Origin of the sequence: Methylobacterium sp. 22177, from assembly GCF_052045615.1 — a bacterium.
Taxonomy (GTDB): Bacteria; Pseudomonadota; Alphaproteobacteria; order Rhizobiales; family Beijerinckiaceae; genus Methylobacterium; species Methylobacterium radiotolerans.
Window position 1 is genome coordinate 14008 of sequence record NZ_JBQEPK010000044.1, and the last position, 23020, is coordinate 37027.

Annotated in this window: 18 protein-coding genes and 1 pseudogene; 12 read left to right on the forward strand and 7 right to left on the reverse strand. The window is 71.0% G+C overall.

The annotated features are described in order from the left end of the window. Window positions 1-40 precede the first annotated feature (40 nt). Genes ACTJK8_RS26800 through ACTJK8_RS26810 form a run of 3 tightly spaced genes read right to left on the reverse strand, consistent with a single transcriptional unit; the run spans window position 41 to window position 2261 of the window. Window positions 41-886: a substrate-binding domain-containing protein gene (locus ACTJK8_RS26800; protein WP_440762806.1), complete on the reverse strand. Its 846-nt coding sequence runs from the start codon at window positions 884-886 to the stop codon at window positions 41-43. Then, a complete protein-coding gene (locus ACTJK8_RS26805) occupies window positions 859-1569 on the reverse strand; it encodes an ATP-binding cassette domain-containing protein (protein ID WP_012329876.1) in 711 nt (236 codons plus the stop codon). The genes ACTJK8_RS26800 and ACTJK8_RS26805 overlap by 28 nt, the downstream gene beginning before the upstream one ends. Further along, a complete protein-coding gene (locus ACTJK8_RS26810) occupies window positions 1566-2261 on the reverse strand; it encodes an ABC transporter permease (RefSeq protein ID WP_041372974.1) in 696 nt (231 codons plus the stop codon). The genes ACTJK8_RS26805 and ACTJK8_RS26810 overlap by 4 nt, the downstream gene beginning before the upstream one ends. Before the next feature lie 376 nt (window positions 2262-2637). On the opposite strand from ACTJK8_RS26810, the gene ACTJK8_RS26815 reads away from it, so the two are divergent. From ACTJK8_RS26815 to ACTJK8_RS26825, 3 genes are all read left to right on the forward strand, one after another. Then, window positions 2638-3729: a molybdopterin-binding protein gene (locus tag ACTJK8_RS26815; RefSeq protein WP_440762809.1), complete on the forward strand. Its 1092-nt coding sequence runs from the start codon at window positions 2638-2640 to the stop codon at window positions 3727-3729. Next, window positions 3726-5714 carry a molybdopterin biosynthesis protein gene (locus tag ACTJK8_RS26820; protein ID WP_041372976.1) on the forward strand — a complete coding sequence of 663 codons (1989 nt, stop codon included), beginning with the start codon at window positions 3726-3728 and terminating at the stop codon, window positions 5712-5714. The genes ACTJK8_RS26815 and ACTJK8_RS26820 overlap by 4 nt, the downstream gene beginning before the upstream one ends. A gap of 155 nt (window positions 5715-5869) precedes the next feature. After that, on the forward strand, window positions 5870-6199 hold the full coding sequence (locus ACTJK8_RS26825; protein WP_024827492.1) for a winged helix-turn-helix domain-containing protein: 330 nt from the start codon (window positions 5870-5872) through the stop codon (window positions 6197-6199). Between the two features lie 261 nt (window positions 6200-6460). On the opposite strand, the gene fdhF is transcribed toward ACTJK8_RS26825, so the two are convergent. From fdhF to ACTJK8_RS26840, 3 genes are read right to left on the reverse strand one after another with little or no spacing between them, the layout of a single operon-like run. Next, complete coding sequence (fdhF, locus tag ACTJK8_RS26830; protein WP_012329881.1) at window positions 6461-9430, reverse strand: formate dehydrogenase subunit alpha; 2970 nt, start codon at window positions 9428-9430, stop codon at window positions 6461-6463. 55 nt (window positions 9431-9485) lie between these two features. Next, window positions 9486-11204 (reverse strand): NAD(P)H-dependent oxidoreductase subunit E, encoded by a 1719-nt coding sequence (locus ACTJK8_RS26835; RefSeq protein ID WP_012329882.1) that lies wholly within the window; start codon window positions 11202-11204, stop codon window positions 9486-9488. Window positions 11205-11262: 58 nt separating this feature from the next. Then, window positions 11263-11577 (reverse strand): hypothetical protein, encoded by a 315-nt coding sequence (locus tag ACTJK8_RS26840; protein WP_012329883.1) that lies wholly within the window; start codon window positions 11575-11577, stop codon window positions 11263-11265. Between the two features lie 249 nt (window positions 11578-11826). Between ACTJK8_RS26840 and mobB the strand changes: the two genes are divergently transcribed. The 3 genes from mobB to ACTJK8_RS26855 all read left to right on the forward strand — a co-directional run bounded on the left by mobB (window position 11827) and on the right by ACTJK8_RS26855 (window position 14098). Next, window positions 11827-12345 carry a molybdopterin-guanine dinucleotide biosynthesis protein B gene (mobB, locus tag ACTJK8_RS26845; protein ID WP_012329884.1) on the forward strand — a complete coding sequence of 173 codons (519 nt, stop codon included), beginning with the start codon at window positions 11827-11829 and terminating at the stop codon, window positions 12343-12345. 4 nt (window positions 12346-12349) lie between these two features. After that, window positions 12350-13606, forward strand: a complete 1257-nt coding sequence (locus ACTJK8_RS26850) for a molybdopterin molybdotransferase MoeA (RefSeq protein WP_440762807.1) — start codon at window positions 12350-12352, stop codon at window positions 13604-13606. Between the two features lie 138 nt (window positions 13607-13744). Then, window positions 13745-14098, forward strand: a complete 354-nt coding sequence (locus ACTJK8_RS26855) for an avidin/streptavidin family protein (protein WP_076729952.1) — start codon at window positions 13745-13747, stop codon at window positions 14096-14098. Between the two features lie 564 nt (window positions 14099-14662). Here the strand turns inward: ACTJK8_RS26855 and ACTJK8_RS26860 are convergent. After that, window positions 14663-14772, reverse strand: a pseudogene (locus tag ACTJK8_RS26860) (IS5/IS1182 family transposase); the annotation flags it as partial. A gap of 417 nt (window positions 14773-15189) precedes the next feature. On the opposite strand from ACTJK8_RS26860, the gene ACTJK8_RS26865 reads away from it, so the two are divergent. From ACTJK8_RS26865 to ACTJK8_RS26890, 6 genes are all read left to right on the forward strand, one after another. Next, on the forward strand, window positions 15190-16314 hold the full coding sequence (locus ACTJK8_RS26865; RefSeq protein WP_041373065.1) for a sensor histidine kinase: 1125 nt from the start codon (window positions 15190-15192) through the stop codon (window positions 16312-16314). Continuing rightward, the gene (locus ACTJK8_RS26870; RefSeq protein ID WP_012329888.1) at window positions 16298-16723 is read left to right on the forward strand and encodes a response regulator; all 426 of its coding nucleotides are present in this window, start codon (window positions 16298-16300) and stop codon (window positions 16721-16723) included. The genes ACTJK8_RS26865 and ACTJK8_RS26870 overlap by 17 nt, the downstream gene beginning before the upstream one ends. An 8-nt stretch (window positions 16724-16731) precedes the next feature. Next, window positions 16732-17901, forward strand: a complete 1170-nt coding sequence (locus tag ACTJK8_RS26875; protein WP_012329889.1) for a hybrid sensor histidine kinase/response regulator — start codon at window positions 16732-16734, stop codon at window positions 17899-17901. A 167-nt stretch (window positions 17902-18068) separates the two neighbouring features. Continuing rightward, on the forward strand, window positions 18069-18878 hold the full coding sequence (locus ACTJK8_RS26880) for a Crp/Fnr family transcriptional regulator (RefSeq protein WP_012329890.1): 810 nt from the start codon (window positions 18069-18071) through the stop codon (window positions 18876-18878). Between the two features lie 8 nt (window positions 18879-18886). After that, complete coding sequence (locus ACTJK8_RS26885) at window positions 18887-22450, forward strand: PAS domain S-box protein (protein WP_051516199.1); 3564 nt, start codon at window positions 18887-18889, stop codon at window positions 22448-22450. Between the two features lie 92 nt (window positions 22451-22542). Next, window positions 22543-22926 carry a hypothetical protein gene (locus tag ACTJK8_RS26890; RefSeq protein WP_012329892.1) on the forward strand — a complete coding sequence of 128 codons (384 nt, stop codon included), beginning with the start codon at window positions 22543-22545 and terminating at the stop codon, window positions 22924-22926. Window positions 22927-23020 lie beyond the last annotated feature (94 nt).

The following is a 23020-nucleotide window of genomic DNA, read 5'->3' on the forward strand; positions in this document are numbered from 1 at the left end:
TGTCGACGCCGGTCCGGTTCCCCAAATCGCGGATACCGGGTCAGCGCGTCGTGAGCGCACTCGCGCTCGGGAAAAACAGCTCTTCGCCACCGACCTTGTAGCCCGCGATCGCCCCCTGCCCCTCCGGCGAGACAAGCCAGTCGATGAAGGCCTGCCCCTCCTTCGCCTTCACGCCGGGGTGCCTGTCGGGGTTCACCAGCATTACGCCGTAGGGGTTGAACAGGCTCGGATCCCCCTGAACCAGGATGACCAAGTCGGCGCGGTTCTTGAACGCGAGCCACGTCCCCCGGTCGGCGAGGATGTAGGCGCCGAGAGCCGAGGCCGCGTTGAGCGCGGGGCCCATGCCCTGGCCGACGTCCCGGTACCAAGGACCGCGCACGGCGGCGAGATCGACGCCGGCCTCCCTCCAGCTGCGCAACTCGGCGCTGTGGGTGCCCGAACGATCACCGCGCGACACGAACGCCGCCTTGCTGGCCGCGAGCTTGGCGAAGGCCTCGCGCACGCCCAGGCCGCGCACGCCGGCCGGATCGGAGGCCGGGCCGATCAGCACGAAATCGTTGTACATCACGTCGTACCGCCTCTTCGCGAAGCCCTCGGCGAGGAACTTGTCCTCGGCCGGACGGTCGTGGACCAGGACCACGTCGGCATCGCCGCGGCGCGCGGCGGCGAGCGCCTGGCCCGTGCCCAGAGCGACGACCTTCACGTCGATCCCGGACGTCTCCCGGAAGAGCGGGAGGATGTGCTTGAACAGGCCGGACTGCTCGGTCGAGGTCGTCGAGGCGACGACGATCGCGGTCGGTTCGGCGTCGGCCGATGGCAGGAGGCCGGCCGCGCTCAGGAGCGCGGCCAATCCCAGGGTCAGGAGGCGACGACGGAAGGGGTCCACGGCAATTCCCCGGCGAGGTAGGCCCGCGCCTCGGACGTGCGGGGCGAGAACAGGATCTGGCGGGATGGACCATGCTCGACGGCGCGGCCGGAGGCCAGCACGATCGCCGTGTCGGCGAGGCGCGCCACCTGCCCGAGATTGTGTGAGACGAGCACCACCGTGGTGCCCGCCCGCGCCATCGCGGACACCAGCCCCTCGACGATCTCGGTCGAAGCCGGGTCGAGGTTCGCGGTCGGCTCGTCGAGGAGGAGCAGGTCGGGTCCGACCGCCCAGGCGCGGGCCAGCGCCAGCCGCTGCTGCTCGCCGCCGGAGAACCGCGTCGCGGCATCGCGTGCGCGCTCCGCGAGTCGGACCCGGGCGAGCGCCTCCTGCACCCGCGCGGCGCGCGCAGGACGGGGCAGGCTTCCGAGAGCCAGCGCGACGTTCGCGGCGGCGGTCGCGCGGATCAGCGCGGGCCGCTGAAACACGAAGGCCCGCCGGTGCGGGCCGACCCGGACCGTCCCGCCGTCGGGTCGCAGGAGCCCGTCGATGACCCTGAGCGTGACGCTCTTGCCCGCTCCGTTCGGTCCGATGACCGCCGTGACGCTGCCCGAAACGACCTCCAGGCAGAGACGGTCGAGCACCGTTCGCCCGTCGAGAGACAGCGTCACGTCCTCGAGGCGGATGGCCGGCGCCGCGCTCATCCGTACACGCGCGCGGCGTGGCGGCGGAGCAAGGCCACGGCGACGTTCACCACCAGAACGAGGCCGATCAGCACGAGGCCGAGCGCCAGGGCGAGGCTGAGATCGCCCTTCTGGGTCTCCAGCGAGATCGCCGTCGTCATCGTGCGGGTATACCCGTCGATGTTGCCGCCGACGACGAGGACCGCGCCGATCTCCGAGATCGCCCGGCCGAACGCGGCGAGCGCCGCGGTCACGAGGGAGAAGCGCACGTCGTAGATCATCGCCCCGGCCTGACGCGGTGCGGAGAGCCCGAGGGAGCGCAGCTGCTCGCCGAGATGCACCCGGGCGTCGGCGACGACCTGCTGCGTCAGGGCGGCGACGAGCGGGGTCGCGAGCGTCGCCTGTGCGGCGATCATCGCGCCGGGGGTGAACAGCAGGCCGAGCGTGCCGAGCGGGCCGGAGCGGGAGAGGACGAGGTAGAGCGCGAGGCCGACGAGCACCGGCGGCAGCCCCATGAAGGCGTTCAGCAGGCCGACCGCGGCGCCGCGTCCGGGAAAGCGGGCCACAGCCAGGAACGCACCCAGGGGTATGCCGAGCACGAGGCCGATGCCGACGGCGGTGAGGCTGACACGCAGCGACAGCCACGCGATCGCCAGCACGTCGCGATCCAGGCTGAACAGGCGGGAGAGGATGTCCTGGAGCGTCTGCATCACGCGCCCGGGCCGGTCCTCAGGAACAGGACGCGGCGGATGGCGAGATCAGCCGATGAGGCCGACCTCGAGATGCAGGTTCGGCGGAATGGTCCTGTCATGCCTACCAGGGAGCGCGCGGATACCGGGTGAGCATATCGCCCGGAGCGCTTGTTGTCGTGCCGTCGGGACGTTCGAAGTGGCCATCGCCGTCCGTCGGGGATGTGAGCCCCTCTGCGGGGGAACCTGCCCGTCGGGGGCGTCGTCGGTGCCGCGCTCCGGGCGGGCCGCCCGGATTCTCGCCGACGCGGCTTCTCTCGGTACGCGAACGCGGCGCATGCCGGGTCGACCGCCGCGCCGGCCCTTGATCCTCGAACCCGGATGGCGCATCGCCGCCAGGATGATCCGAAATGCGTCCTCGGCGCTGATCCCACTTCGGGAGGCGGCGAACCTGCTCAGCGGCGAGTCTGCGCCCGTCGCCCCCGCGACCGTTCCGCTCGAAGCGGCGCTCGGATGCATCGCCGCGGGAGCGGTCGTCGCGCGCTCCGCCGTGCCCGCGGCCATGACGGCGGTGCGAGACGGATTCGCGGTCGAGGCCGCTGCGGTGGGAGGCGCGTCGGCCTACGCGCCGATCTTCCTGGCGCAGCCACCGCCATGGGTCGAGGCGGGACAGCCGCTGCCTTCCGGCACCGACGCCGTATTGCCCCCGGAGGGATACGCGGACGGGACGGTCGTCGCGGACATCGCCACGCGGGAAGGCGTGTGCGGGGCGGGCGACGACGTCGCTGACAACGCGAGGCTGATCGAGGCGGGCACCCGGATCGAGCCGCTTCACCTGCTCGTCCTGGAGGCGGCCGGCCTGGAGACGATAGACGTCCGTCAGCCACTCTTGCGCGTCGTCACCGCGGGGACGTCGAGCCTCGATACCGTGTCGCCCCTGCTCAGGCGTCTGATCGCGCGGGCAGGCGGGGTGACCGAGGCGGTTCGCGCCCGGGGAGTCGAGGACATCGTCGCGGCCATCCGCGGCGGCACGGCGGACGCGGTGCTGGTGGTCGGGGGAAGCGGCTTCGGCCGCTCGGACCATAGCGCGGCGGCCCTCGGCCTCGCCGGAGAAGTCCGCGCGCACGGCATCGCGTTGCGGCCCGGGGAAACCACCGCCGTCGGCTCCGCAGCCGGCAGGCCGGTTCTTCTGGTGCCCGGGCGTCCCGAGGCGGCGCTCGCCGCGTTCTTGGCACTGGGCCGTCCTCTCATCGCGAGGCTCGCCGGCGCGCAGGACCGCTGGCCTCGGCGGCATGTCCTCGTACGGAAGATCGTCTCGTCGATCGGTCTGTCCGAGGTCGTCTTCGTCCGGAGCGGGTCCGAGGGCGTCGAGCCGCTCGGCGGAGCCGGGCTTCCGCTCGCTCGGTTGGTGCAGGCGGACGGGATCGTCGTGGTCGAGCCGGAGAGCGAAGGCTTCCGGGCTGGCGAGGAGGCAGAGGTTTGGGCCCTGTGAGCGGCGACGCAGACCGTGACGAGGCGGCGGATTTCGCCGCGCGTCTCGCCGCGGCCTCGAGCCAGGAGCAGTTTCTCAGGGTGATGAGCCGGGACGACGCGCTCGCGGCGTTCCGGGCGGCGGTCCCGCACACGCGCCTGCCGTCCGAGACGCTGCCCTTGGAGGAAGCGCTCGGGCGCGTGCTCGCCCGCGACGTCGCCTCGCCCATGGACGTTCCGCCCTTCGACCGTTCCCTGGTCGACGGATTCGCCCTGCGCGCGGCCGACACGGAAGGAGCCGGGCCGGCGAGCCCGCGGCGTCTCGCGCTGAACCGCGAGATCCTCGCCTGCGGTGTCGCGCCGACGGTCGTCGTTCAGCCCGGAACGGCGACGCCGATCTCCACCGGCGGCATGATCCCGCGCGGCGCCGACGCCGTGGTGATGGTCGAGCACTCGGAGTTCGACGCCCGGAGCCTCGCCGTCGACATTCTGACCGCCGTTCGGCCGGCGCAGTTCGTGGGATATGCCGGGGCCGACATGGCACGCGGCGAGACGGTGCTGCGCGAGGGCACGCGGATCACCGCCCGCGAGATCGGCATGCTGGCGGCGTGCGGCCTTCCGGCCGTCGACGTCACCCGACGCCCGCGCGTCGCCGTCCTCTCCACGGGGGACGAGCTGGTCGCACCGGGCGAGCCCCTGCCCGAAGGCGCGATCTACGACTCGAACGGCGCGATCGTCGCGGCCGCGGTGACCGAGAACGGCGGGGAACCGGTCCGGCTCGGGATCGTGCGCGACGACGCCGCCGTCCTGGAGGCAGCCCTCCACTCCGCCCTCCGGGACAGCGACCTCGTCGTGCTCTCGGGGGGCACGTCCAAAGGGACCGGCGACGTCTCCCACCGGGTGCTGTCCCGCCTCGGCGAGCCGGGCATCCTGTTCCACGGCGTAGCGCTCAAGCCGGGGAAGCCGCTCTGCGTGGCGGTGGCTCAGGGAAGGCCGATCATCGTCCTGCCGGGATTCCCCACCTCCGCGATGTTCACCTTCCACGACTTCGTCGTTCCCTTCGTGCGGGCGCTCGCCGGGCTGCCGCCGCGGGAGGACGAGACGATCGCGGCGCGCGTGTCCCAGCGGGTGCCCTCCGAACTCGGCCGCACCGAGTTCGTGATGACCTCCCTCGCCCACGGTCCCGAGGGGACGATCGCCCTGCCGCTGCCGAAGGGCTCAGGTTCGGTCACGGCGTTCTCGCAAGCGGACGGCTTCTTCGCGGTTCCCGCCGCGCGCGCCGGCGTCGAGGCCGGAGAGGGCGTCGCCGTGGTCCGCCTGGGCGCCGGCGTTCGGGCGCCCGACCTGACGATCGTCGGCAGCCATTGCATCGGTCTGGACCGGGTGGTCGGCCTGCTCGCCGAGCGCGGCTACCGCGCCCGAACCATCTGGGTCGGGTCGGCCGGCGGTCTCGCCGCCCTGCGGCGCGGCGAATGCGACGTCGCCGCCATGCACCTCTTCGATCCCGAGACGGGCCGGTACAATGCCCCGTTCCTCGCCGAAGGGATGTCCCTCGCGCCCGGCTGGCGCCGCCTCCAGGGCGTCGTGTTTCGCCGCGGCGACGCCAGGTTCGAAGCCCGGAACGCCGCGGACGCGGTCGCCGCGGCGCTCGCCGACCCCGACGCCGTGATGGTCAACCGCAACGCCGGATCGGGCACGCGCCTGCTCGTGGACGGCCTGCTGGACGGTGCCCGGCCGGCGGGGTTCTGGAACCAGCCGCGCTCGCACAACGCCGTCGCCGCAGCGGTCTCGCAGGGCAGGGCGGACTGGGGCGTGGCCATAGCGAGCGTCGCGGATGCCTACGGGCTGGGCTTCCGCCCGCTGACGGAGGAGGCTTACGACCTCGCGTATCGCGCGGACGCGCGGGAGATGCCGGCGCTCGCGGCCTTCCTGAGCCTGCTGGGCGAGCCCGGGACGGCCGCCGCGCTGCGCGCTCTGGGCTTCACGCCCGCCGCGGGAGCCGCGTGACGCGCGCACCGTCGGCCGGCCTCGACGGAACGGGACGGACGATCCTGTCGCCCGCCGGGATGATCGACGCGGCCGTTTCGCGTAGGGACGCCTGCGAGGCGCTGGGGCCTCCGGCGAAGCGGCGGTGTGCGTTGGGCGAGGACACGAGCATCAGTTTGCGGATCGAGCTCGGCTCGGACACCCTGCTGGGACCCGGCAAGGCCGCCCTCCTGAGCGGCATCCGCGACACCGGCTCCATCGCCGCCGCGGGGCGACGGATGGGCATGAGCTACAAGCGAGCCTGGTACCTCATCGACACGTTGAACAAGGCGTTCCAGGAGCCGCTCGTCTCCGCGAGCAAGGGCGGCCGCCGGGGCGGCGGGGCCGTCCTGACGGGCACGGGCGACGCCATCCTCGACAGCTACCTGCGCATGGAGCGGCTCGCCTCGGAGGCCGTGGCGGGCGAACTCGACCTTCTGGCCTCGCTGATGAAGGTTGATTCCTAGGAGCGAGGCCGGGCGGAGGCGCGCCTCCGTGGGAAGCGGTCTCTCGAGGGCGGGCGTCGGCTTCGGTCTGTGCAGCCCGCTGCGTCATCGCGGGCGCAGCGAAGTGACCCAGGGCCGCGCGACATCTGTCGGCGTCGCGCCGACTGGATTGCTTCGCTGCGCTCGCAAGGACGGCACCGGGCCGATCGACCGGAAACGGTATCAGCCCGCGAGCCCGGTGTCCGGCGGCACGCCTGGGCGCGCCGCCGGAGGTCACGCCGCCTACTCGGCGGCCATGGCCGTGTGGACGGCGGAGGCCCGGGCCGCGCAGAACTTGAACTCGGGGATCTTGCCCATCGGGTCGAGCGCCGGGTTCGTCAGCAGGTTGGCCGCGGCCTCGGCGTAGCAGAACGGCATGAAGATCATGCCGACCGGCACGTCGCGGTCGGAGCGCACCTTCAGGTGGACGGCGCCGCGGCGCGTCTCCAGCTTCATCGTGTCGCCGGGCTCCAGCCCGAGCCGGTAGAGCTCCTTCGGGGCCATGAAGGCGACCGCCTCGGGCTCCAGCGCGTCGAGGACGCCGGCGCGCCGGGTCATCGATCCGGTGTGCCAGTGTTCGAGCACGCGGCCGGTCGACAGGACCATCGGGTAGTCGTCGTCCGGCAGCTCGTCCGGCGGCACCACGGCGGCCGGAACGATCTTCGCGCGCCCGCTCTCCGTGGGGAAGCCGGCGTAGAAGATGATCTCGTTGCCGGGCTTGTCCGGCGCGTCGACCGGGTAGGTCACGGCGCCCTCGCGCTCCAGGCGCTCCCAGGTGATATTGTTGAACGACGGCATCACCATGGCCATCTCGCGGAAGATGTCGGCCGGACCGCCGTAGTTCCAGGGCAGGCCGAGGCGCTTCCCCAGTTCCTGGATGATCCACCAATCCTGCCGCGCGTCGCCCGGCGGGGACACCACCGGCTGCGAGATCTGCACGCGACGGTCGGTGTTGGTGAAGGTGCCGGCCTTCTCGGCGAAGGCGGAGGCCGGCAGCACCACGTCGGCGTGGAAGGCGGTCTCCGTCAGGAACAGGTCCTGCACGACGAGGTGGTCGAGCATCGCCAGGGCGTGCCGGGCGTGGTTCAGGTCGGGGTCGGACATCGCCGGGTTCTCGCCCTCGACGAACATGCCCTTGATCTCGCCGGCGTGGATCGCCCGCATGATCTCGACGACGGTGAGGCCCCTCTGCGGGTCGAGCTTCTGACCCCAGAACTCCTCGAACATCTCCCGCACCGCGGCCTTCTCGACCGACTGGTAGTCCGGGTAGACCATCGGGATCAGGCCGGCGTCGGACGCGCCCTGGACGTTGTTCTGGCCGCGCAGCGGATGCAGGCCGGTGCCGGGGCGCCCGATCTGACCCGTGACGAGGGCGAGCGCGATCAGGCAGCGCGAGTTGTCGGTGCCGTGGACGTGCTGGCTGATGCCCATGCCCCAGAAGATGATCGAGGACTTGGCGCGGGCGTAGAGCCGGGCGACCTCGCGCAGCGTCTCCGCGTCGATGCCGCAGACCGAGGCCATCTTCTCCGGCGTGAACTCGACGATCTTCTCCTTCAGCGCCTCGAAGTTCTCCGTGTACCCCGCGATGTACTGCTCGTCGTAGAGCTCCTCCTCGATGATCACGTTGAGCATCGCGTTGAGCATCGCCACGTCCGAGCCGGGCTTGAACGCGAGGTGCTTGTAGGCGTGCCGCGACAGCACCTGCCGGCGCGGGTCCATGACGATCAGCTTGGCGCCGCGCTGCTTCACGGCGTTCTTGAGGAAGGTCGCCGCCACCGGGTGGTTCACGGTCGGGTTGGCGCCGATCACGATGATGACCTCGGCGTCGAGCGCCGCCGAGAACGGCGCCGACACGGCGCCCGAGTTCAGGCCTTCCATGAGGGCCGCCACCGACGAGGCGTGGCACAGCCGGGTGCAGTGGTCGACGTTGTTCGAGCCGAACCCGAGCCGCACCAGCTTCTGGAAGAGGTAGGCCTCCTCGTTCGAGCCCTTCGCCGAGCCGAAGCCGGCGAGCGCCTTGCGGCCGTGCGTGTCGCGGACCGTCTTGAGGCCCCCAGCGGCGCGGTCGAGCGCCTCCTCCCAGGTCGCCTCGCGGAAGTGCGTCCACGGGTTGGCCGGGTCGACCTGATCGTTGGCGTCCTTCGGGACGTTGTCCAGGCGGATCAGCGGCGCCGTCAGGCGGTGGGGGTGGTGGACGTAATCGAAGCCGAAGCGCCCCTTCACGCAGAGCCGGTTGTGGTTGGCCGGACCGTTCACGCCCTCGGCGTAGACGATCTTCTCGTCCTTCACCTTGTAGGAGACTTGGCAGCCGACGCCGCAATAGGGGCACAGCGAGGTCACCTCGCGGTCGGGGTAGACCGTCCGGGTCTTGTGCTCGGCGTCGAGGTAGGCGGACGGCATCAGCGCGCCGGTCGGGCAGGCCTGGACGCACTCGCCGCAGGCCACGCAGGTCGAGCCGCCCATCGGGTCGTCGAAGTCGAACACGACCTTGGCGCCGGCCGAGCGGTAGGCCATGCCGATGACGTCGTTGACCTGGACCTCGCGGCAGGCTCGGACGCAGAGGTTGCACTGGATGCAGGCGTCGAGATTGACGCTCATGGCCGGGTGGCTGAAGTCGCCGGTCCAGCGCTCGGCCGCGGGGAAGCGGCTCTCGGACACGTCGAGGAAGTCGGCCTGCACCCAGAAATGCGAGGTCGGGTCGTGCGAGGTCGCGCGCTCGGGCTGGTCGGCCACGAGCAGCTCGAGCACCATGGCGCGGGCCTTGGTGGCGCGCTCGGTCGCGGACTTGACCTTCATGCCGACGGCCGGCGTGCGCTTGCACGAGGCGGCCAGCACGCGCTCGCCCTCGATCTCGACCATGCAGGCGCGGCAGTTGCCGTCCGGGCGGTAGCCGGGCTCGGGCTTGTGGCAGAGGTGCGGGATGTGGGTGCCGAGGCGCTTGGCGACGGCCCAGATCGTCTCGCCGGGGGCGGCCTCGACCTGCTGTCCGTCGAGCTCGAACGCGATGGTCGGGGGGGCGGTCGGCCGCCCCTTCAGATCGTGCAGACCCGACGGCTCAGGGGCCGCTTGGCCGCCCGCCTTCGCCCCTTCCGAGTAGGAGCCGCCGGCCCCCGGCTTCGGGCCCGACGCGGGCCCGCCCGCATCCTGCAGCCCGTCGGCCCGGATCTCGGGCTTCTCGGTCTCGTCGCCGCGCTGTTCGGGGGCGTTGCTCATGCGGCCGCTCCTGGCTCGGACATCGGGATAGGGTTCGCCGGCACCATCGGTTGCCTCACTCGGCAGCCGCGGCGCGGGGGGCGGGGAACAGGTCCGGGAAGTACTTGATGACGCTGCTGAGCGGGTTCGAGGCGGCTTGGCCGAGGCCGCAGATCGAGGCGTCCCGCATGCACTGGGACAGCTCGCCCAGGAGCTCGGTGTCCCAGACGCCCTGCTCCATCAGGATGCGGGCCTTCTGGGTCCCCGAACGGCAGGGGGTGCACTGCCCGCAGCTCTCGTCCTCGAAGAACCTCATCAGGTTCAACGCGGCGCCGCGCACATCGTCCCGGTCCGACAGGATCACGACGGCGGCAGAGCCGATGAAGCAGCCGTACTTCTCCAGGGTCCCGAAATCGAGCGGGATGTCGTTCATCGACGCCGGCAGGATGCCGCCCGACGCGCCGCCCGGCAGGTAGGCCGCGAAGGTGTGGCCGTCGGCCATGCCGCCGCAATACTCGTCGATGAGCTCCTGGATGGTGAGGCCGGCCGGGGCGAGCTTCACCCCCGGCTCTTTCACGCGTCCCGAGACCGAGTAGGAGCGCAGGCCGACGCGGTCGTTGCGGCCGTGGCTCTTCCACCAGTCGCCGCCCCGCTCGATCAGGTCGCGGACCCAGAACAGCGTCTCGATGTTGTTGATCAGCGTCGGACGGTTGAACAGGCCGACCTGGAACGGGAACGGCGGCTTGTGCCGCGGCAACCCGCGCTTGCCCTCGAGGGACTCGATCAGCGAGGATTCCTCGCCGCAGATATAGGCGCCGGCGCCGCGGCGCAGGTGGATGCGCGGGCCGCCCTCGGGGAGCTTCGCGATCTCGCGCGTCAGGATCTCGCGGGAGATGGGGTACTCGTCCCGCAGGTAGATATACACCTCCGGCGCCTCGACGACGTGGGCGCCGATCAGCATGCCTTCGAGGAAGCGGTGCGGGTCGGTGTTGAGGTAGAGCTGGTCCTTGAAGGTGCCGGGCTCGCCCTCGTCCCCGTTGACCGCCATCAGCCGGGGCCCGGGCTCGCCGCGCACCGAGCGCCACTTGCGCCCCGTCGGGAAGCCCGCGCCGCCGAGGCCGCGCAGTCCGCCATCGTCGAGCACCTTCAGGATGTCGTCGACCGGAAGGTCCCCGCTGCGGAGCCGATCCAGGGTCGCGTACCCGCCGGCGGCCCGATAGGCGTCGTAATCCACGTAGTCCGGGACATGGGCGTGTGTGTCGCCGGCCTCGACCGCGGCCCTCACGGAGGCGAGGTCGGCCTTGTGCAGGAAGTTGTGCCCGACCTCGACGGCGGGCGCGTGGTCGCACAGGCCGACGCAGGGCGCGCGCACGACGCGGACGGCGTCGGAGGCGAGTTCCCGCTGGAGCGTCTCCAGCAACTCGTCGGCGCCGAACATCGCGCAGGTGATGCTGTCGCAGACCCGGACGGTCAGCCTCGGGATGGCGGCGTCACCCTCCTTCACCACGTCGAAATGCGCGTAGAAGGTCGCGGTCTCGAAGACCTCGGCGAAGGCCAGGGCCATCTCGTCGGCCAGCGCCGCCAAGTGCTCGGCGCTGATCTGGCCGAAGGTGTCCTGGATCAGGTGGAGGTGCTCGATGAGCAGGTCGCGCTGGCGCGAGCGGGAGCCGAGAAGCTCCTCGATCTCGACCTTCGCCCGCGGCTCGACCTGGCGACCCTTGGGTACGCTGCGCGCCTTGTTTCGCCCCCGGCCGGGATGCGAGAAGTTTCTGACGGTCCCCGGTGCCTCACTCATGCGATATCTGATTTCCAACTGCTGGGGCGGTTAGTCGCGGCGTCCTGACGGTCGGGGCTTACTGGCCGCCGAAGGCCCGAAGCGGCTGGCCGGCCTCGGACCGATGTTCCATCGCGACGGCTCCCGTCGCCGCGTCCAGGGAGGTGATCCTGGGCCCGACGACGGAGCGAAGCTCGATCTCGAACGCGTCGAGGGTGGCGTTCAGGCGGTCCATCAGGGACTTCGAGGCGTCCGCGGTCGAGGAAGCGATCGTCCCCGCGAGCGCGTCGCGAACGCGGTCCGCGAGCTCCTGCGTGAGCGGCGGCTTCGCGTCGGCGCAGTAGGCGTCCGTCACGATGGCGGCCCAGTCCGCCGCAGAGGATGCGTCGCTCATGCTCATGCCTGCGCGATCAAGGGAAGGTCGGAGTCGTGCATGGCGTGCCCGTTCGGGTCCGTTGGCGTGGCGTTCGCTCGTGGCATACCAAATGGCAGCCGTTATAGCGGAGGTGTTATATCGTTTTTGAAGTCGTTTCAATTTGCGTGAGGCGGGGTCACGCGCCCCGACGGCGTGGCTGACGCTTGCTCTGAGACATCGTGCGGGGCAGTGGAAACGTCGCGAGGGAGGCGGTCAGAGGTGTCCGGCATGCGCGTGATCGGACTTGCCGGGTGGAGCGGGGCTGGCAAGACCACCCTGCTGGTTCGGGCCATCCCCGTGCTCGTCGCCCGCGGCGTGAAGGTGGCGACCCTCAAGCATGCCCACCACGACTTCGACACAGACTGGCCCGGGAAGGACTCGTACGAGCACCGCAGGGCGGGGGCGGTCGAGGTGCTCGTGTCGTCGGGCCGCCGGTGGGCCCAGGTCCACGAGCTGCGGGACGAGGCGGAAGCGACCCTGGCTCAGCTCCTGCGGCGGATCAGCCCCTGCGACCTCATCGTCGTGGAAGGCTACAAGCGGGAGCCGATCCCCAAGCTCGAGGTCCATCGCGCCGAGAACGGCCGCCCGCCCCTCCATCCTCTGGACCCCACCATCGTGGGCATCGCGAGCGACGTCGGATTTCCGGCCTCGGGCATTCCCGTCGTAGATTTGAACGACCCGGAGGCGGTGACGGGGCTGATGCTCGACGTCGCCGTTCCCTTCGAAGACGTCCTCGGGAGGCTCTAGCCGGATGGCCCAGCTCAGCGACGACTGCTTCGCGTTCGGCGGCCCCCTGATGACCATCGAGGACGCGCACGCCCTGTTCGGCGAGCGGCTCGTAGCGGTCGTCGGCACCGAGGACGTTCCCGTCCAGGACGCCGACGGACGCATCCTGGCCGAGGATTGCGTCGCGCCCATCGACGTCCCGCCGTTCCCCAACTCGGCCGTCGACGGCTACGCGGTCCGTTTCGCGGACCTGCGCGCCTCCGATGCGACGGTGCTGCCGGTCGGCGCGGTCGTCGCGGCCGGCGGGTCGTCCGAGGGCGTGTCGGCGGCGGGCTCGGCTACCCGGATCTTCACCGGGGCCCCGATGCCGGCCGAGGCCGACACCGTCTTCATGCAGGAGGACGTCCACGTCCTGCCCGACGGCCGGGTGTCCTTGCCGCTCGGGCTGAAGCGCGGCGCCAACAGCCGCGACGCCGGCGAGGACGCGGCCAAGGGCTCGTCGATCATCGCGGCCGGCCGGCGTCTCCGGCCGCAGGACTTGGCTCTGGCGACCGCGGTCGGCCTGCGCACGTTGAAGGTTCGCCGCACCCTACGGGTCGGCGTGTTCTCGACGGGCAACGAGCTCGTCGAGCCGGGGGCGCCCTTGAGACCAGGCGCGATCTACGACTCGAACCGCGTCCTGCTGCTCGCGCTTCTCCGGCGGATGGGCGTCGCGGCGAGCGATCTCGGCGTCATCCGTGACGACCCGACGGCGCTCGCGGCGAGGCTCTCGGCGGCGGCCGCCGAGCACGACGTGATCCTGACTTCGGGCGGCGTGTCGACCGGTGACGAGGATCACGTGAAGACCGCCGTCGAGACCATCGGGCGCCTCGTCTTCTGGAGGCTGGGAATCAAGCCCGGGCGGCCGGTCGCGATGGGCATGATCGACGGCAAGCCGTTCCTGGGCCTCCCGGGCAACCCGGTGGCCGTCTACGTCACCCTGTTGTTCGTCGTGCGGCCGCTCCTCGCCCGGCTCGCCGGCGAGGCTTACGCGCCGCCGCGCGGGTTCACCGCCAGGGCGGCCTTCTCCTACCGGAAGCGAGCGGGCCGCAGAGAGTTCGTCAGGGTCAGCCTCGCCCGGGACGCCGACGGCACCTGGGAAGTCCGGAAGTTCCAGCGCGACGGCGCGGGCATGCTGTCATCGCTCACCGAGACCGAAGGCCTCGTGGAACTGGAGGATAACCGGACCGAGGTCGTGCCGGGCGACGTCGTGCGGTTCCATCCGCACGAAGTCCTTTGGTAGCGAGGCCGCACGCAGAGCCTCACGGGACACAGACCGCGCCCGAGCATTGCCGGGCCCGCGCCTTCGTTATATCAAATCTGCTATATCGCTTGTGATAGGCCGTGCGAGCGGCCGCTCGGTCGGCGGGCTTGGGCAACGATGTTCGATGGTGTCTGGCGGAGCCGAGCAGGCGCGGAACTTCGCCTCCTCCAGATGGGCGAGGCCGTCTCCGGGACCTACACCGCCGCCAATCCCGGCCCTGCGCAGACGCATCGAAGCCGCATCCTCGTCGGCACGGCCGAGGGCGACATCATCGGCTTCGTGACCAGCACGTCGTCGCCGCAGGAGATCACGGCCTGGACCGGGCGTCTCGTGCGCGCCGACGAGGAAACGGCCGAGGAGATCCACGCGGTCTTTCATGCCGTCGAGCGGTGTTCCAAGCCGAAGGCAGAGGACAACCCCATCGCCCTTGAGACGACCATCTTCTCAAAGGTCGAGAACGCCTGTTCATGATGGCAGGGCCGCTTCCATCCTCGATGTCATCCTGAAGAGCGGGCGGCGCGATCGAAGGGAGGAGCGGTCGGCGCGTTCATCGCCGACAACGATCGGCTTGCCGCTGCGTCCTCCAACCCGTCCTCTCGGCATCGGGTCAGCGAATGGCTGTTCGCACGTGGGGGCGTCCGCTTGCGGAACGTCTTCCAGTCCAGCGGAATGGCCGGGAGGGGCGCGAAGCTGACTGTCTGGTGCTGCGTGTGCTGCCGATCCGGCGCGCCGTAATAGGGTCGACAGCGGAACTGCTTCGGCGAAGCCCAGTTCGAAGCGGGCGGCCTCTCACCGAGCCAACGCGGTCGTAGAAGCCCGCCAAGGCAGCACCGCCACCGTAGACGTTCGTGCGCCAGCTATCCGATCACTTGGCGGCCCTGAAGGCTGCCAAGCCGATACAGCTCATCCTTTTGCGGGAGAACAACGGAGCGCGTATTGAGCGTCTCGGGGGGAACGCCATCGCGGCCCACCGCCGCCTCCGGAAGCCTGCCCTCACAAAGCTGCCTCGAGCCATCCCTCGGGTCGGGGACTCCTTCAAGTCCATGCGATGACACAGGAAACGCGCGCGACAGCGGCGAGATCGTTGCAGGTCGAGCGAACACAGCGGGTCGCAACGCGCCCCAGTTTCTGAGATGGCCGGACAGGCACCCAGTCCGCCCGCTCTTTCACCCCGGCAGATGAAGCATGGCAGCTGCCAGTGCGCGCCGCTCCGTAGGGCGGATGCGTTGGCCGCGCGCCGGGACGGTAGGGTTTGGCGCAGGGAGGCTCGCGGGCCGCGAGGTCGCCCACCGCCTCAACGCGATCCTCCCGCTCAGCAGCCTCATCCAACGGGCGGCGCCTCATGGCCCGCGTCCCGTCGCGCATCGGGTCCGCGTCGTCCGATCGTTCGAGATCGTCGTCGTCGAGGCGATGCTGAGGTGGCGAGCATCGGTGAATCCGGTCACGCGTCGGCAGGCCTTGCCACCGCCGCCTTCCAGTCCCACTTGGCGCCCGCGCCGGTTCCCGATCGGGAAGAGTTGTTCTTCACCGTCTCACCCGCCGCCTCGACGAAGGAGAGCTGGGTGGAGCGAGCCGCGAACCTGACGGCGGACGATTTTCGCGCGCTGGCCGACGCCCTGCCGCAGATGGCCTGGGTGGCCGAGCCGAACGGCGACATCATCTGGTACAACCGCCGCTGGTACGATTACACCGGCACCACCATCGAGCAGATGCGTGGATGGGGCTGGCGCGACGTCCATCACCCCGACCACGTCGAGCGCGTGGTGGGACGCATCAGCGAGGCGTTCCGGACCGGCGAGCCGTGGAAGGATACCTTCCCGCTCCGCGGCGCCGACGGTGAGTACCGCTGGTTCCTGTCGCTGGCACAACCCCATCGCGGATCCGACGGACGCATCCTGCGCTGGTTCGGGACCAACACCGACATCACCGAGCGCAAGGGCTTGGAGCGCCGGCTCGCCCGTCACGCCATCGACCTGCGCCGCTCGAACGAGGAACTGGAGCAGTTCGCCTACGTCGCCTCCCACGACCTGAAGGCGCCCCTGCGCGGCATCGAGAACCTCGTCGGGTGGATCGAGGAGGATCTGGAAGGCTCGCTGACCGGCGACGTGCAAACGAACATGGAGCTCCTCAAGAGCCGCGTGCGTCGGCTGGACAGCCTCCTCGACGACCTCTTGGCCTACTCCAGGGCGGGAAGGGCGGACGCGACCATGGACACGGTCGACACCCGGGCGCTGGTCGGGGAGCTCGCCGTCCTGGTCAGCCCACCCGAGGGCTTCACCATCTCGGCAGACGCCTCCCTGCCGACGATACAGGCCCCCCGGGCGCCCCTCACCCAGGCCTTGCAGAACCTGATCGGCAACGCCATCAAGCACCACGACCGGCCGGCCGAAGGGCACATCCGGGTGGAGGCCAAACCCTCGGGGGGCGCGGTCGAGTTCGTCGTGACCGACGACGGGCCGGGCATCCCCGAGCAGTTCCGCGAACGCGTGTTCGGCATGTTCCAGACGCTCAAGCCCCGCGACGAGGTCGAGGGCAGCGGCATGGGGCTCGCCATCGTGCGCAAGCTGGTCGACCGGCAGGGCGGCAAGGTCTGGCTCGCGGACGGCTCCGACGGGCGTGGCCTGGCGGTGCATTTCACGTGGCCGCTCGACGGCGGGAAGGGGCGGACGGATGGGTTCGACGGTTAACATCCTGCTGGTCGACGACGACGAGGTCGACGTCCAGGGACTCAAGCGCGCCTTTAAGAAGAGCAAGATCGGCAACCCGATCACGGTCGCCCGCGACGGCATCGAGGCCCTGGAGATCCTGCGCGGCGAGAACGGGCGCGAGCGCCTGCCCAAGCCGCACCTGGTCCTGCTCGACCTGAACATGCCGCGCATGAACGGCATCGAGTTCCTGGAGGCGGTGCGCGCCGACGAGGACCTGCGCTCGGCGGTGGTGTTCATGATCACCACGTCGAAGGCCGACGAGGACCGGATGCGCGCCTACGGGCACAACGTCGCCGGCTACATCGTCAAGCGCGACCCGGCCAACACCTTCATGGAGGCGGTCGCGCTGCTGGAGCATTACTGGAAGGTCGTGGAGTTCCCGGCGTAGCCGCCCCCGTGACGACCCCGACCCGCATCCTGCTGATCGACGACGACGCGGTCGACCGGGCGGCCGTGCGCCGGGCGCTGGCCAAGTCCGGGCTCAAGCACTCGCTGACAGAGGCGCCGGGAGGCGACGAGGGCCTGCGCCTCGCCGCGGAGGAAACCTTCGACTGCGTGCTGCTCGACTACCGGCTGCCGGGCATCGACACGTTCGCGCTGCTCAGGACGCTGCTGGCGGCCGAGGGGCAGGCGCGGGCGGTGCTGATGCTGACCGGCGAGGCCGACCCGGACCTCGCGACCCGGCTGATGCGGGCGGGGGCGCTGGACTACCTCGACAAGGCCGAGGTCACGCCTTCCGGCCTGGCCCGTGCGATCCGCTACGCCGAGGCCCGACAAGCCTTCCAGGCGGAGCTCGCCGCGGCGCGGCGCGAGGCGGAGGCGAAGTCGCTCGAACTCGACACGCTGAACCGGCAGAAGTCCCTCCTGTTCTCGATCATCGCCCACGACCTGCGCAATCCGTTCCAGGCGCTGCTCGGCCTGTCCGAGGTGCTGGGCAAGGCCGTCGCGGCGCGCGACCCCGCGTCCGTGGAACGTCGGGCGAAGGGCATCCACGAGGCGGCGACGCAGGCCTATGACCTGCTCGAAAGCCTGTTCTCCTGGGCGAGCCTGCAGATGGACACGATGGCGGTGGCCCTGACCGACGTCGGTCTCGACGCCTTGGCGGCCGAGGTGATGCAGGGTGCGTCCGAGGCTGCCGCCGATAAGGGCATCGGCCTGGTGGTAACGTGCGACCGGGTCGTCGTTCGGGCACAGCGGGACATGCTCGCCACGGTGCTGCGCAACCTCGTGAGCAACGCGGTCAAGTTCACGCTGCCGGGCGGAACCGTCACGGTGGCCGGTCGGCGCGACGGCGACGAGGTCGAGATCTCGGTGACCGACACCGGCATCGGCATGCCGCCGGGCAAGGTCGATGACCTGTTCCGCCTGGACAGGCGGACGACGACGAACGGCACGGCGGGTGAGCGTGGGAGCGGGCTCGGCCTGTTGCTCTGTAGGGACCTCGTCGAGCGCCAGGGGGGCGTGCTGACCGTGACGAGCGCCATCGACCGGGGAACCACCTTCCGATTTCGGCTGCCGGCCCCCGTCGTGTCGGGGCCGATCCCGTCCGTCGCGGCGCTCACCTGACCCGCCGGCGCGCACCGTCCGTTGTCCGTCGGCGTTAGTCGAGGCGATCGACGGCTGAAATCCCGTGCCGCGGCGGTCACTTCGCCGCCAGTTGTCAGATATCGGACATCTTCGCGCCCGGAAGTCCGCTACTGGACAATTCGGCCGCCCCAGCCCGGACCGCTCTCGTGACTGCCCGAAAATCGTCTTCCATCGACGGCAACCTGCTGCTCGAAGCCCTCAACGCGGCCGACCGCGCCTTGCTGGCCCCGCACGTCGAGCGTCGCGAGGTCAGTCGCGGCGACGTGCTGTTTCGCGCCGGCGACGACGTCAGCCACGTCACTTTCCCCGCGCAACGCTGCGTCGTGACCCTGGTGGTGCCGCTCATCGACGGGAAGTCGGTCGAGACCGCGACGATAGGCCGAGAAGGCGCCATGGGCGGCGTCGTCAGCCACGGCTACCTGCCGGCGTTCGGGCAGGCGGTGGTCCAGGTTGGCGGGCCCGTCATCCGGATCGATGCCGCGCGTCTGTCCGCGGCCAAGCACGCCTCCAAGGGCATCCGCGACCTGTTCGTGCGCTACGCCGACTGCCTGCTCGCCCAGGTGCTGCAGTCGGTGGCCTGCAACGCCGCCCATACCATCGAGCGGCGTTGCCTGCGTTGGCTCCTGACCCTGCAGGACCGGATCGGCACCGCCGAACTGCCGGTCACCCACGAGCTCCTCGCCGACATGCTCGGCGTGAGACGAGCGTACCTGACCGAAGTCCTCGGCCGCATGCAGCGCGAAGGGCTGATCGGCATCGGACACGGGCGCATCACGCTGCCGGACCGCGCCCGCGCCGAGGCCGGAGCCTGCGAGTGCCATGCCACCGTGCGGCGGCACTTCGAGGAAGTGATGGGCGCCGTTTACGCGCCCGGCGGGCGGATCATCGCCGTCGACGTCGCCGAGCCCGAGAGACTCCGGCCGCCATCGACGGTCGTGCGGGAGGGGAGCCCGTGAACCAAGTCATGCCTGTCGCCCGGATCGAGGAGGACGCGCGGCTTCTCGCGCTCGCGGCGTTCGGCATCCTCGATACGCCGCCCGAACGCGGCTTCGACGACATCGTCCACCTCGCCCGCCAGCTCTGCGCCGCGCCAGTGGCCTTGATCAGCCTGCTCGACCGAGACCGGCAATGGTTCAAGGCTCGCGCCGGCTTCCCGCCCTGCGAGACCGACCTCGACCGCTCGGTGTGCAAGTTCGTCCTCGCCGAAACGGGCGTGCTGCAGATCCCGGACCTGACGCTCGACCCGCGCACGCTCGGCAACCCCTTGGTGACCGGCGAGCCGCACCTGCGCTTCTATGCCGGCGCGCCGCTGCGAAGCCCCGGAGGCGAAGTCCTGGGAAGCCTCTGCGTTATCGACCACGCACCCCGCCCGGGAGGGCTGACACCGGCCCAGGTCGAGAATCTTGAGCGCCTCGCGCGACAGGTGGTGGACCAGCTGGTGCTCCGCCGCGCCCTGGCCGAGCGCGACCGGGGCGAGCGCCAGCGTACGGCCATCGCCGAGACCCTCGCCGCGGTCGTGGCGACCGGCGGCGATCTCGACGCGAGTTTCAGGGCGGTCCTGGCCGGCGCCATGCGTGCCGTGCCGGCAGCGGAGGCCGGCGCGGTCGAAATGCGCGACGGCGACGACTTGGTCTATCGCGCCGTCACCGCCGACCTGACGCCGCATCTCGGCCTCCGCTTCCCGGTCCAGGGGAGCCTCGCCGGGGCCTGCCTCAGGGAGGGCATCCCGCTCCTCCTCCCGGACGTCCTCCGAGACCCGCGGGCGAAGCGGGACGTGCTGGAGAGCTCGCGCCTGCGCTCCTGCCTCCTCGTCCCGGTGCGCCGCGGCGGCACCATGGTCGGCGTCCTGAAGCTGCAGTCGAGCCGGCCCGCCGCCTTCTCGGAGGACGACCTCAAGGCCGCCACGGTCTTCGCCGCGACGGTCGCCACGGGCCTGGCCGAGGCGGGCGAGGTCGCCGCCAGGAGCGAGGCTTCGCGGACCGAGTACCGTCGCCGGGCCGTGTTCGACAGCGCGCATGACTACGCCATCATCGTCTTGGACCTCGAAGGCCGCGTCACCGACTGGAACTCCGGCGCGACGCGCATCCTGGGCTGGCGCTCCGAGGAGATGTGCGGCAAGCCTGCCGACGCGTTCTTCACGCCCGAGGACCGGCGTGACGGCATCCCCGACAAGGAGATGCGGTCCGCCATGGAGAACGGCCGCGGCATCGACGAGCGTTGGCATCTGCGCCGCGACGGCGAGCGCTTCTGGGCGAACGGCGAGATGATGGCGCTGCGCGACGAGGACGGCGCCGCCATCGGCTTCGTGAAGATCCTGCGCGACCGGACCGAGCAGAAGGAAGCCGTCGCCCGGCTGGAGGAGAGCCGGGAGCGCTACCGGCTCGTCGCGCGGGCGACCAACGACGCGATCTGGGACTGGGACCTGGCGACGAACCACGTCCTGTGGAACGAGGCCCTCAACGAAGCCTACGGCCATGCCTCCGGCGCGGTCGAGCCGACCGGCGAATGGTGGATCGCGCACATCCATCCCGAGGACCGAGCCCGCATCGATTCCGCCATCCGCGCGGTCATCGACGGCGCGGGGACGGCCTGGACCGAAGAGTATCGCTTCCTGCGCGCCGACGGCTCCTACGCCCACGTGCTCGACCGCGGCTACGTCATCCGCGACGCCGAAGGACGCGCGAGGCGCATGATCGGCGCGATGCTCGACCTGAGCGAACGCAAGCAGGCGGAGGACGCGCTGCGGGAGAGCGAGCGCCGGTTCGCCCTGGAACGCGGCCTGCTCCACGCGGTCTTCCAGCAGGCGCCGGTCGGGATCTCCATAGCGGGCGCCACGGCGGAGGTGCCGTCGGTCATCAATGCCAGGGCCGAGGAACTCCTCGGGCACGGGCTCGGGACCGAGGGCGACGCCCGCTACGTCTCATATGGCGCGCAGCATCCCGACGGGCGCCGCTACGAGCCGGGTGACTATCCGACCTTGCGGGCCCTGCGTCACGGCGAGACCGTGCGAGCCGAGGAGATGCATTATCGCAACGCCGCTACCGGCCTCGTCCGGCCTCTGGAGGTGTCGAGTGGTCCCGTGCGGGACGCGGACGGTACGATCCAGGCCGCCGTGACCGTGTTGGTCGACGTCGAGGACCAGCGCCGGGCGGAGGCGGAGGCGCGCAAGCTCGCCGCCCTCGTCGAGCAGTCGCGTGACTTCATCGGCCTCGCCGCACCCGACGGAACGGTCGACTTCGTCAACGAAGCCGGCCGCCGGCTTGTCGGGCTGCCCGATCTTGCCGCCCGGACCAACCGCATCCTCGACTACTTCGTGCCGGGGGAGCACGACCGGATCCTCGCGGATGTCCTTCCCGCGGCCGAGCGCGACGGGTTCTGGGAGGGCGAGCTGCACTTCCGCAACTTCGCCACCGGCGCGGGCGTACCCGTGCACTACAACATCTTCCAGGTCCGCGACCGCAATGGCGAGTTGCTCGGCTACGGCACGGTCACCCGCGATCTGACGGAGCAGCACCGTGCGCGGCAGGCCCTGCAAGCGAGTGAGGCGTCGCTTCGGGCGGTCCTCGATACCGTGCCGGTGGGCATCCTGTTCGCGGAAGCGCCCTCGGGTCGCATCGTCGGCGGCAACCGCCGGCTGGAGGAGATCTTCCGTCACCCGGTGCTGCCATCGCCGAACGCCGAGAGCTACGGGGAGTGGGTCGCCTTCCACGAGGACGGACGGCGCGTCGAGCCCAACGAGTACCCGTTGAGCCGGATCATCCGCGAGGGTGCCGAACACGCGGCGCTCGAATGCCACTACCAGCGCGGCGACGGGACCCGGGTCTGGATCGAGATCGTCGGCGTGCCGATGCGCGACGAGAGCGGCACGATCGTCGGCGCTGTCGTGGCGGTCGCCGACATCGACGCTCGCCATCGGGCCGAGGAACGGCAGGACCTGCTCAACCAGGAACTCTCGCACCGCATGAAGAACCTGCTGGCGATGGTGCAGGCCATCGCCGCCTCGACGCTGCGCGGCGCGGCCGACATGGACACGGCGCGCGAGGTCCTCGGCAGCCGGCTGGTCGCCCTCGGTAAGGCGCATGACGTGCTCCTCGGCGGCGCCGCCGAGAGCGCCTCTCTGGCGGCTGTGGTCCGGGAGGGCGTCGGCGTGCAGGAATCGGCGGGGCGCCGCGTCGCCTTCGTGGGTCCGGACGTCGAGATCGGCGGAAAGGCCGTCCTGTCCCTCGCCTTGACCCTGCACGAGCTGACCACCAACGCGGTCAAGTACGGCGCGCTATCGGTGCCTGACGGGACCGTCACGGTCGAGGCCGCCCTGGTCGGGCCGGCAGCGGCGCCGCGCCTGCGCATCGCCTGGACCGAGCGCGGCGGCCCGCCGGTCGTGCCGCCGGCTCGTAAGGGCTTCGGGTCGCGCCTGATCGAGCGCGGCCTGACGGCACAGGTCAGCGCCAGCCTCGCACTCGACTACCGTCCCGAGGGGGTGAGCTGCGTCATAGAGGCCGCGCTCACCGATTTTCAGGCCACCGGCTGAGGATGCGGCGCAACGGAGGGCGGCCCCGACCGTTGCCGCGCGCCACGACCGTTTGCCCGACCCCGACGACGGCCCTGGTAGTCCGGGACGAGATGCTGTTCCGGCTGGAGGTTTGCGACCACCCCGAAGCCGGGAGCTGCGAGGTGGTCGAGGCCGGGAACGCCGCACCGGCGCTCGAACGGCTGGACGGCGCGGTCGCCCTGACGGTCACCGACGGCCGCATGCCGGGTTCCGTGGATGGCCTCGCCCCCGCGCGCGAGGTGGTCCTCCGCCGCCCGGACGCGGCCCTGGTCGCGGTCTCGGCGCAGATGACCCCGCGACCGGGCGACCTGCCGGGAGGCGTCCCGTCCGTCGCCCGCCCGTTCCTGGAAAGCCACCTGCGCGAGGCGGTCCTGCGCGTCGCGGCCAGGCGGGCCGGCCGCATCCCGGCCCTGCGCGACGCCCTGCGGCAACGAGCGGCGCTAACGTTCGGGTAAAGGGATTGAACGAGGTGGAAAGCGGCGGCCGAGGGCGCATCCGCCGGAAACTGTGCGCGTTGACGTCCGCCGCTCGACAGGCGCACCCCGGGGA

What these genes read in the sequence shown, in the direction of transcription:
- ACTJK8_RS26805 (WP_012329876.1), bottom strand. Translation starts at nt 1,569, where the DNA reads ATGAGCGCGGCGCCGGCCATCCGCCTCGAGGACGTGACGCTGTCTCTC.
- ACTJK8_RS26815 (WP_440762809.1), top strand. Translation starts at nt 2,638, where the DNA reads ATGATCCGAAATGCGTCCTCGGCGCTGATCCCACTTCGGGAGGCGGCG.
- fdhF (WP_012329881.1), bottom strand. Translation starts at nt 9,430, where the DNA reads ATGAGCAACGCCCCCGAACAGCGCGGCGACGAGACCGAGAAGCCCGAG.
- ACTJK8_RS26835 (WP_012329882.1), bottom strand. Translation starts at nt 11,204, where the DNA reads ATGAGTGAGGCACCGGGGACCGTCAGAAACTTCTCGCATCCCGGCCGG.
- ACTJK8_RS26840 (WP_012329883.1), bottom strand. Translation starts at nt 11,577, where the DNA reads ATGAGCGACGCATCCTCTGCGGCGGACTGGGCCGCCATCGTGACGGAC.
- mobB (WP_012329884.1), top strand. Translation starts at nt 11,827, where the DNA reads ATGCGCGTGATCGGACTTGCCGGGTGGAGCGGGGCTGGCAAGACCACC.
- ACTJK8_RS26850 (WP_440762807.1), top strand. Translation starts at nt 12,350, where the DNA reads ATGGCCCAGCTCAGCGACGACTGCTTCGCGTTCGGCGGCCCCCTGATG.
- ACTJK8_RS26855 (WP_076729952.1), top strand. Translation starts at nt 13,745, where the DNA reads ATGTTCGATGGTGTCTGGCGGAGCCGAGCAGGCGCGGAACTTCGCCTC.
- ACTJK8_RS26870 (WP_012329888.1), top strand. Translation starts at nt 16,298, where the DNA reads ATGGGTTCGACGGTTAACATCCTGCTGGTCGACGACGACGAGGTCGAC.
- ACTJK8_RS26885 (WP_051516199.1), top strand. Translation starts at nt 18,887, where the DNA reads ATGCCTGTCGCCCGGATCGAGGAGGACGCGCGGCTTCTCGCGCTCGCG.
- ACTJK8_RS26890 (WP_012329892.1), top strand. Translation starts at nt 22,543, where the DNA reads ATGCTGTTCCGGCTGGAGGTTTGCGACCACCCCGAAGCCGGGAGCTGC.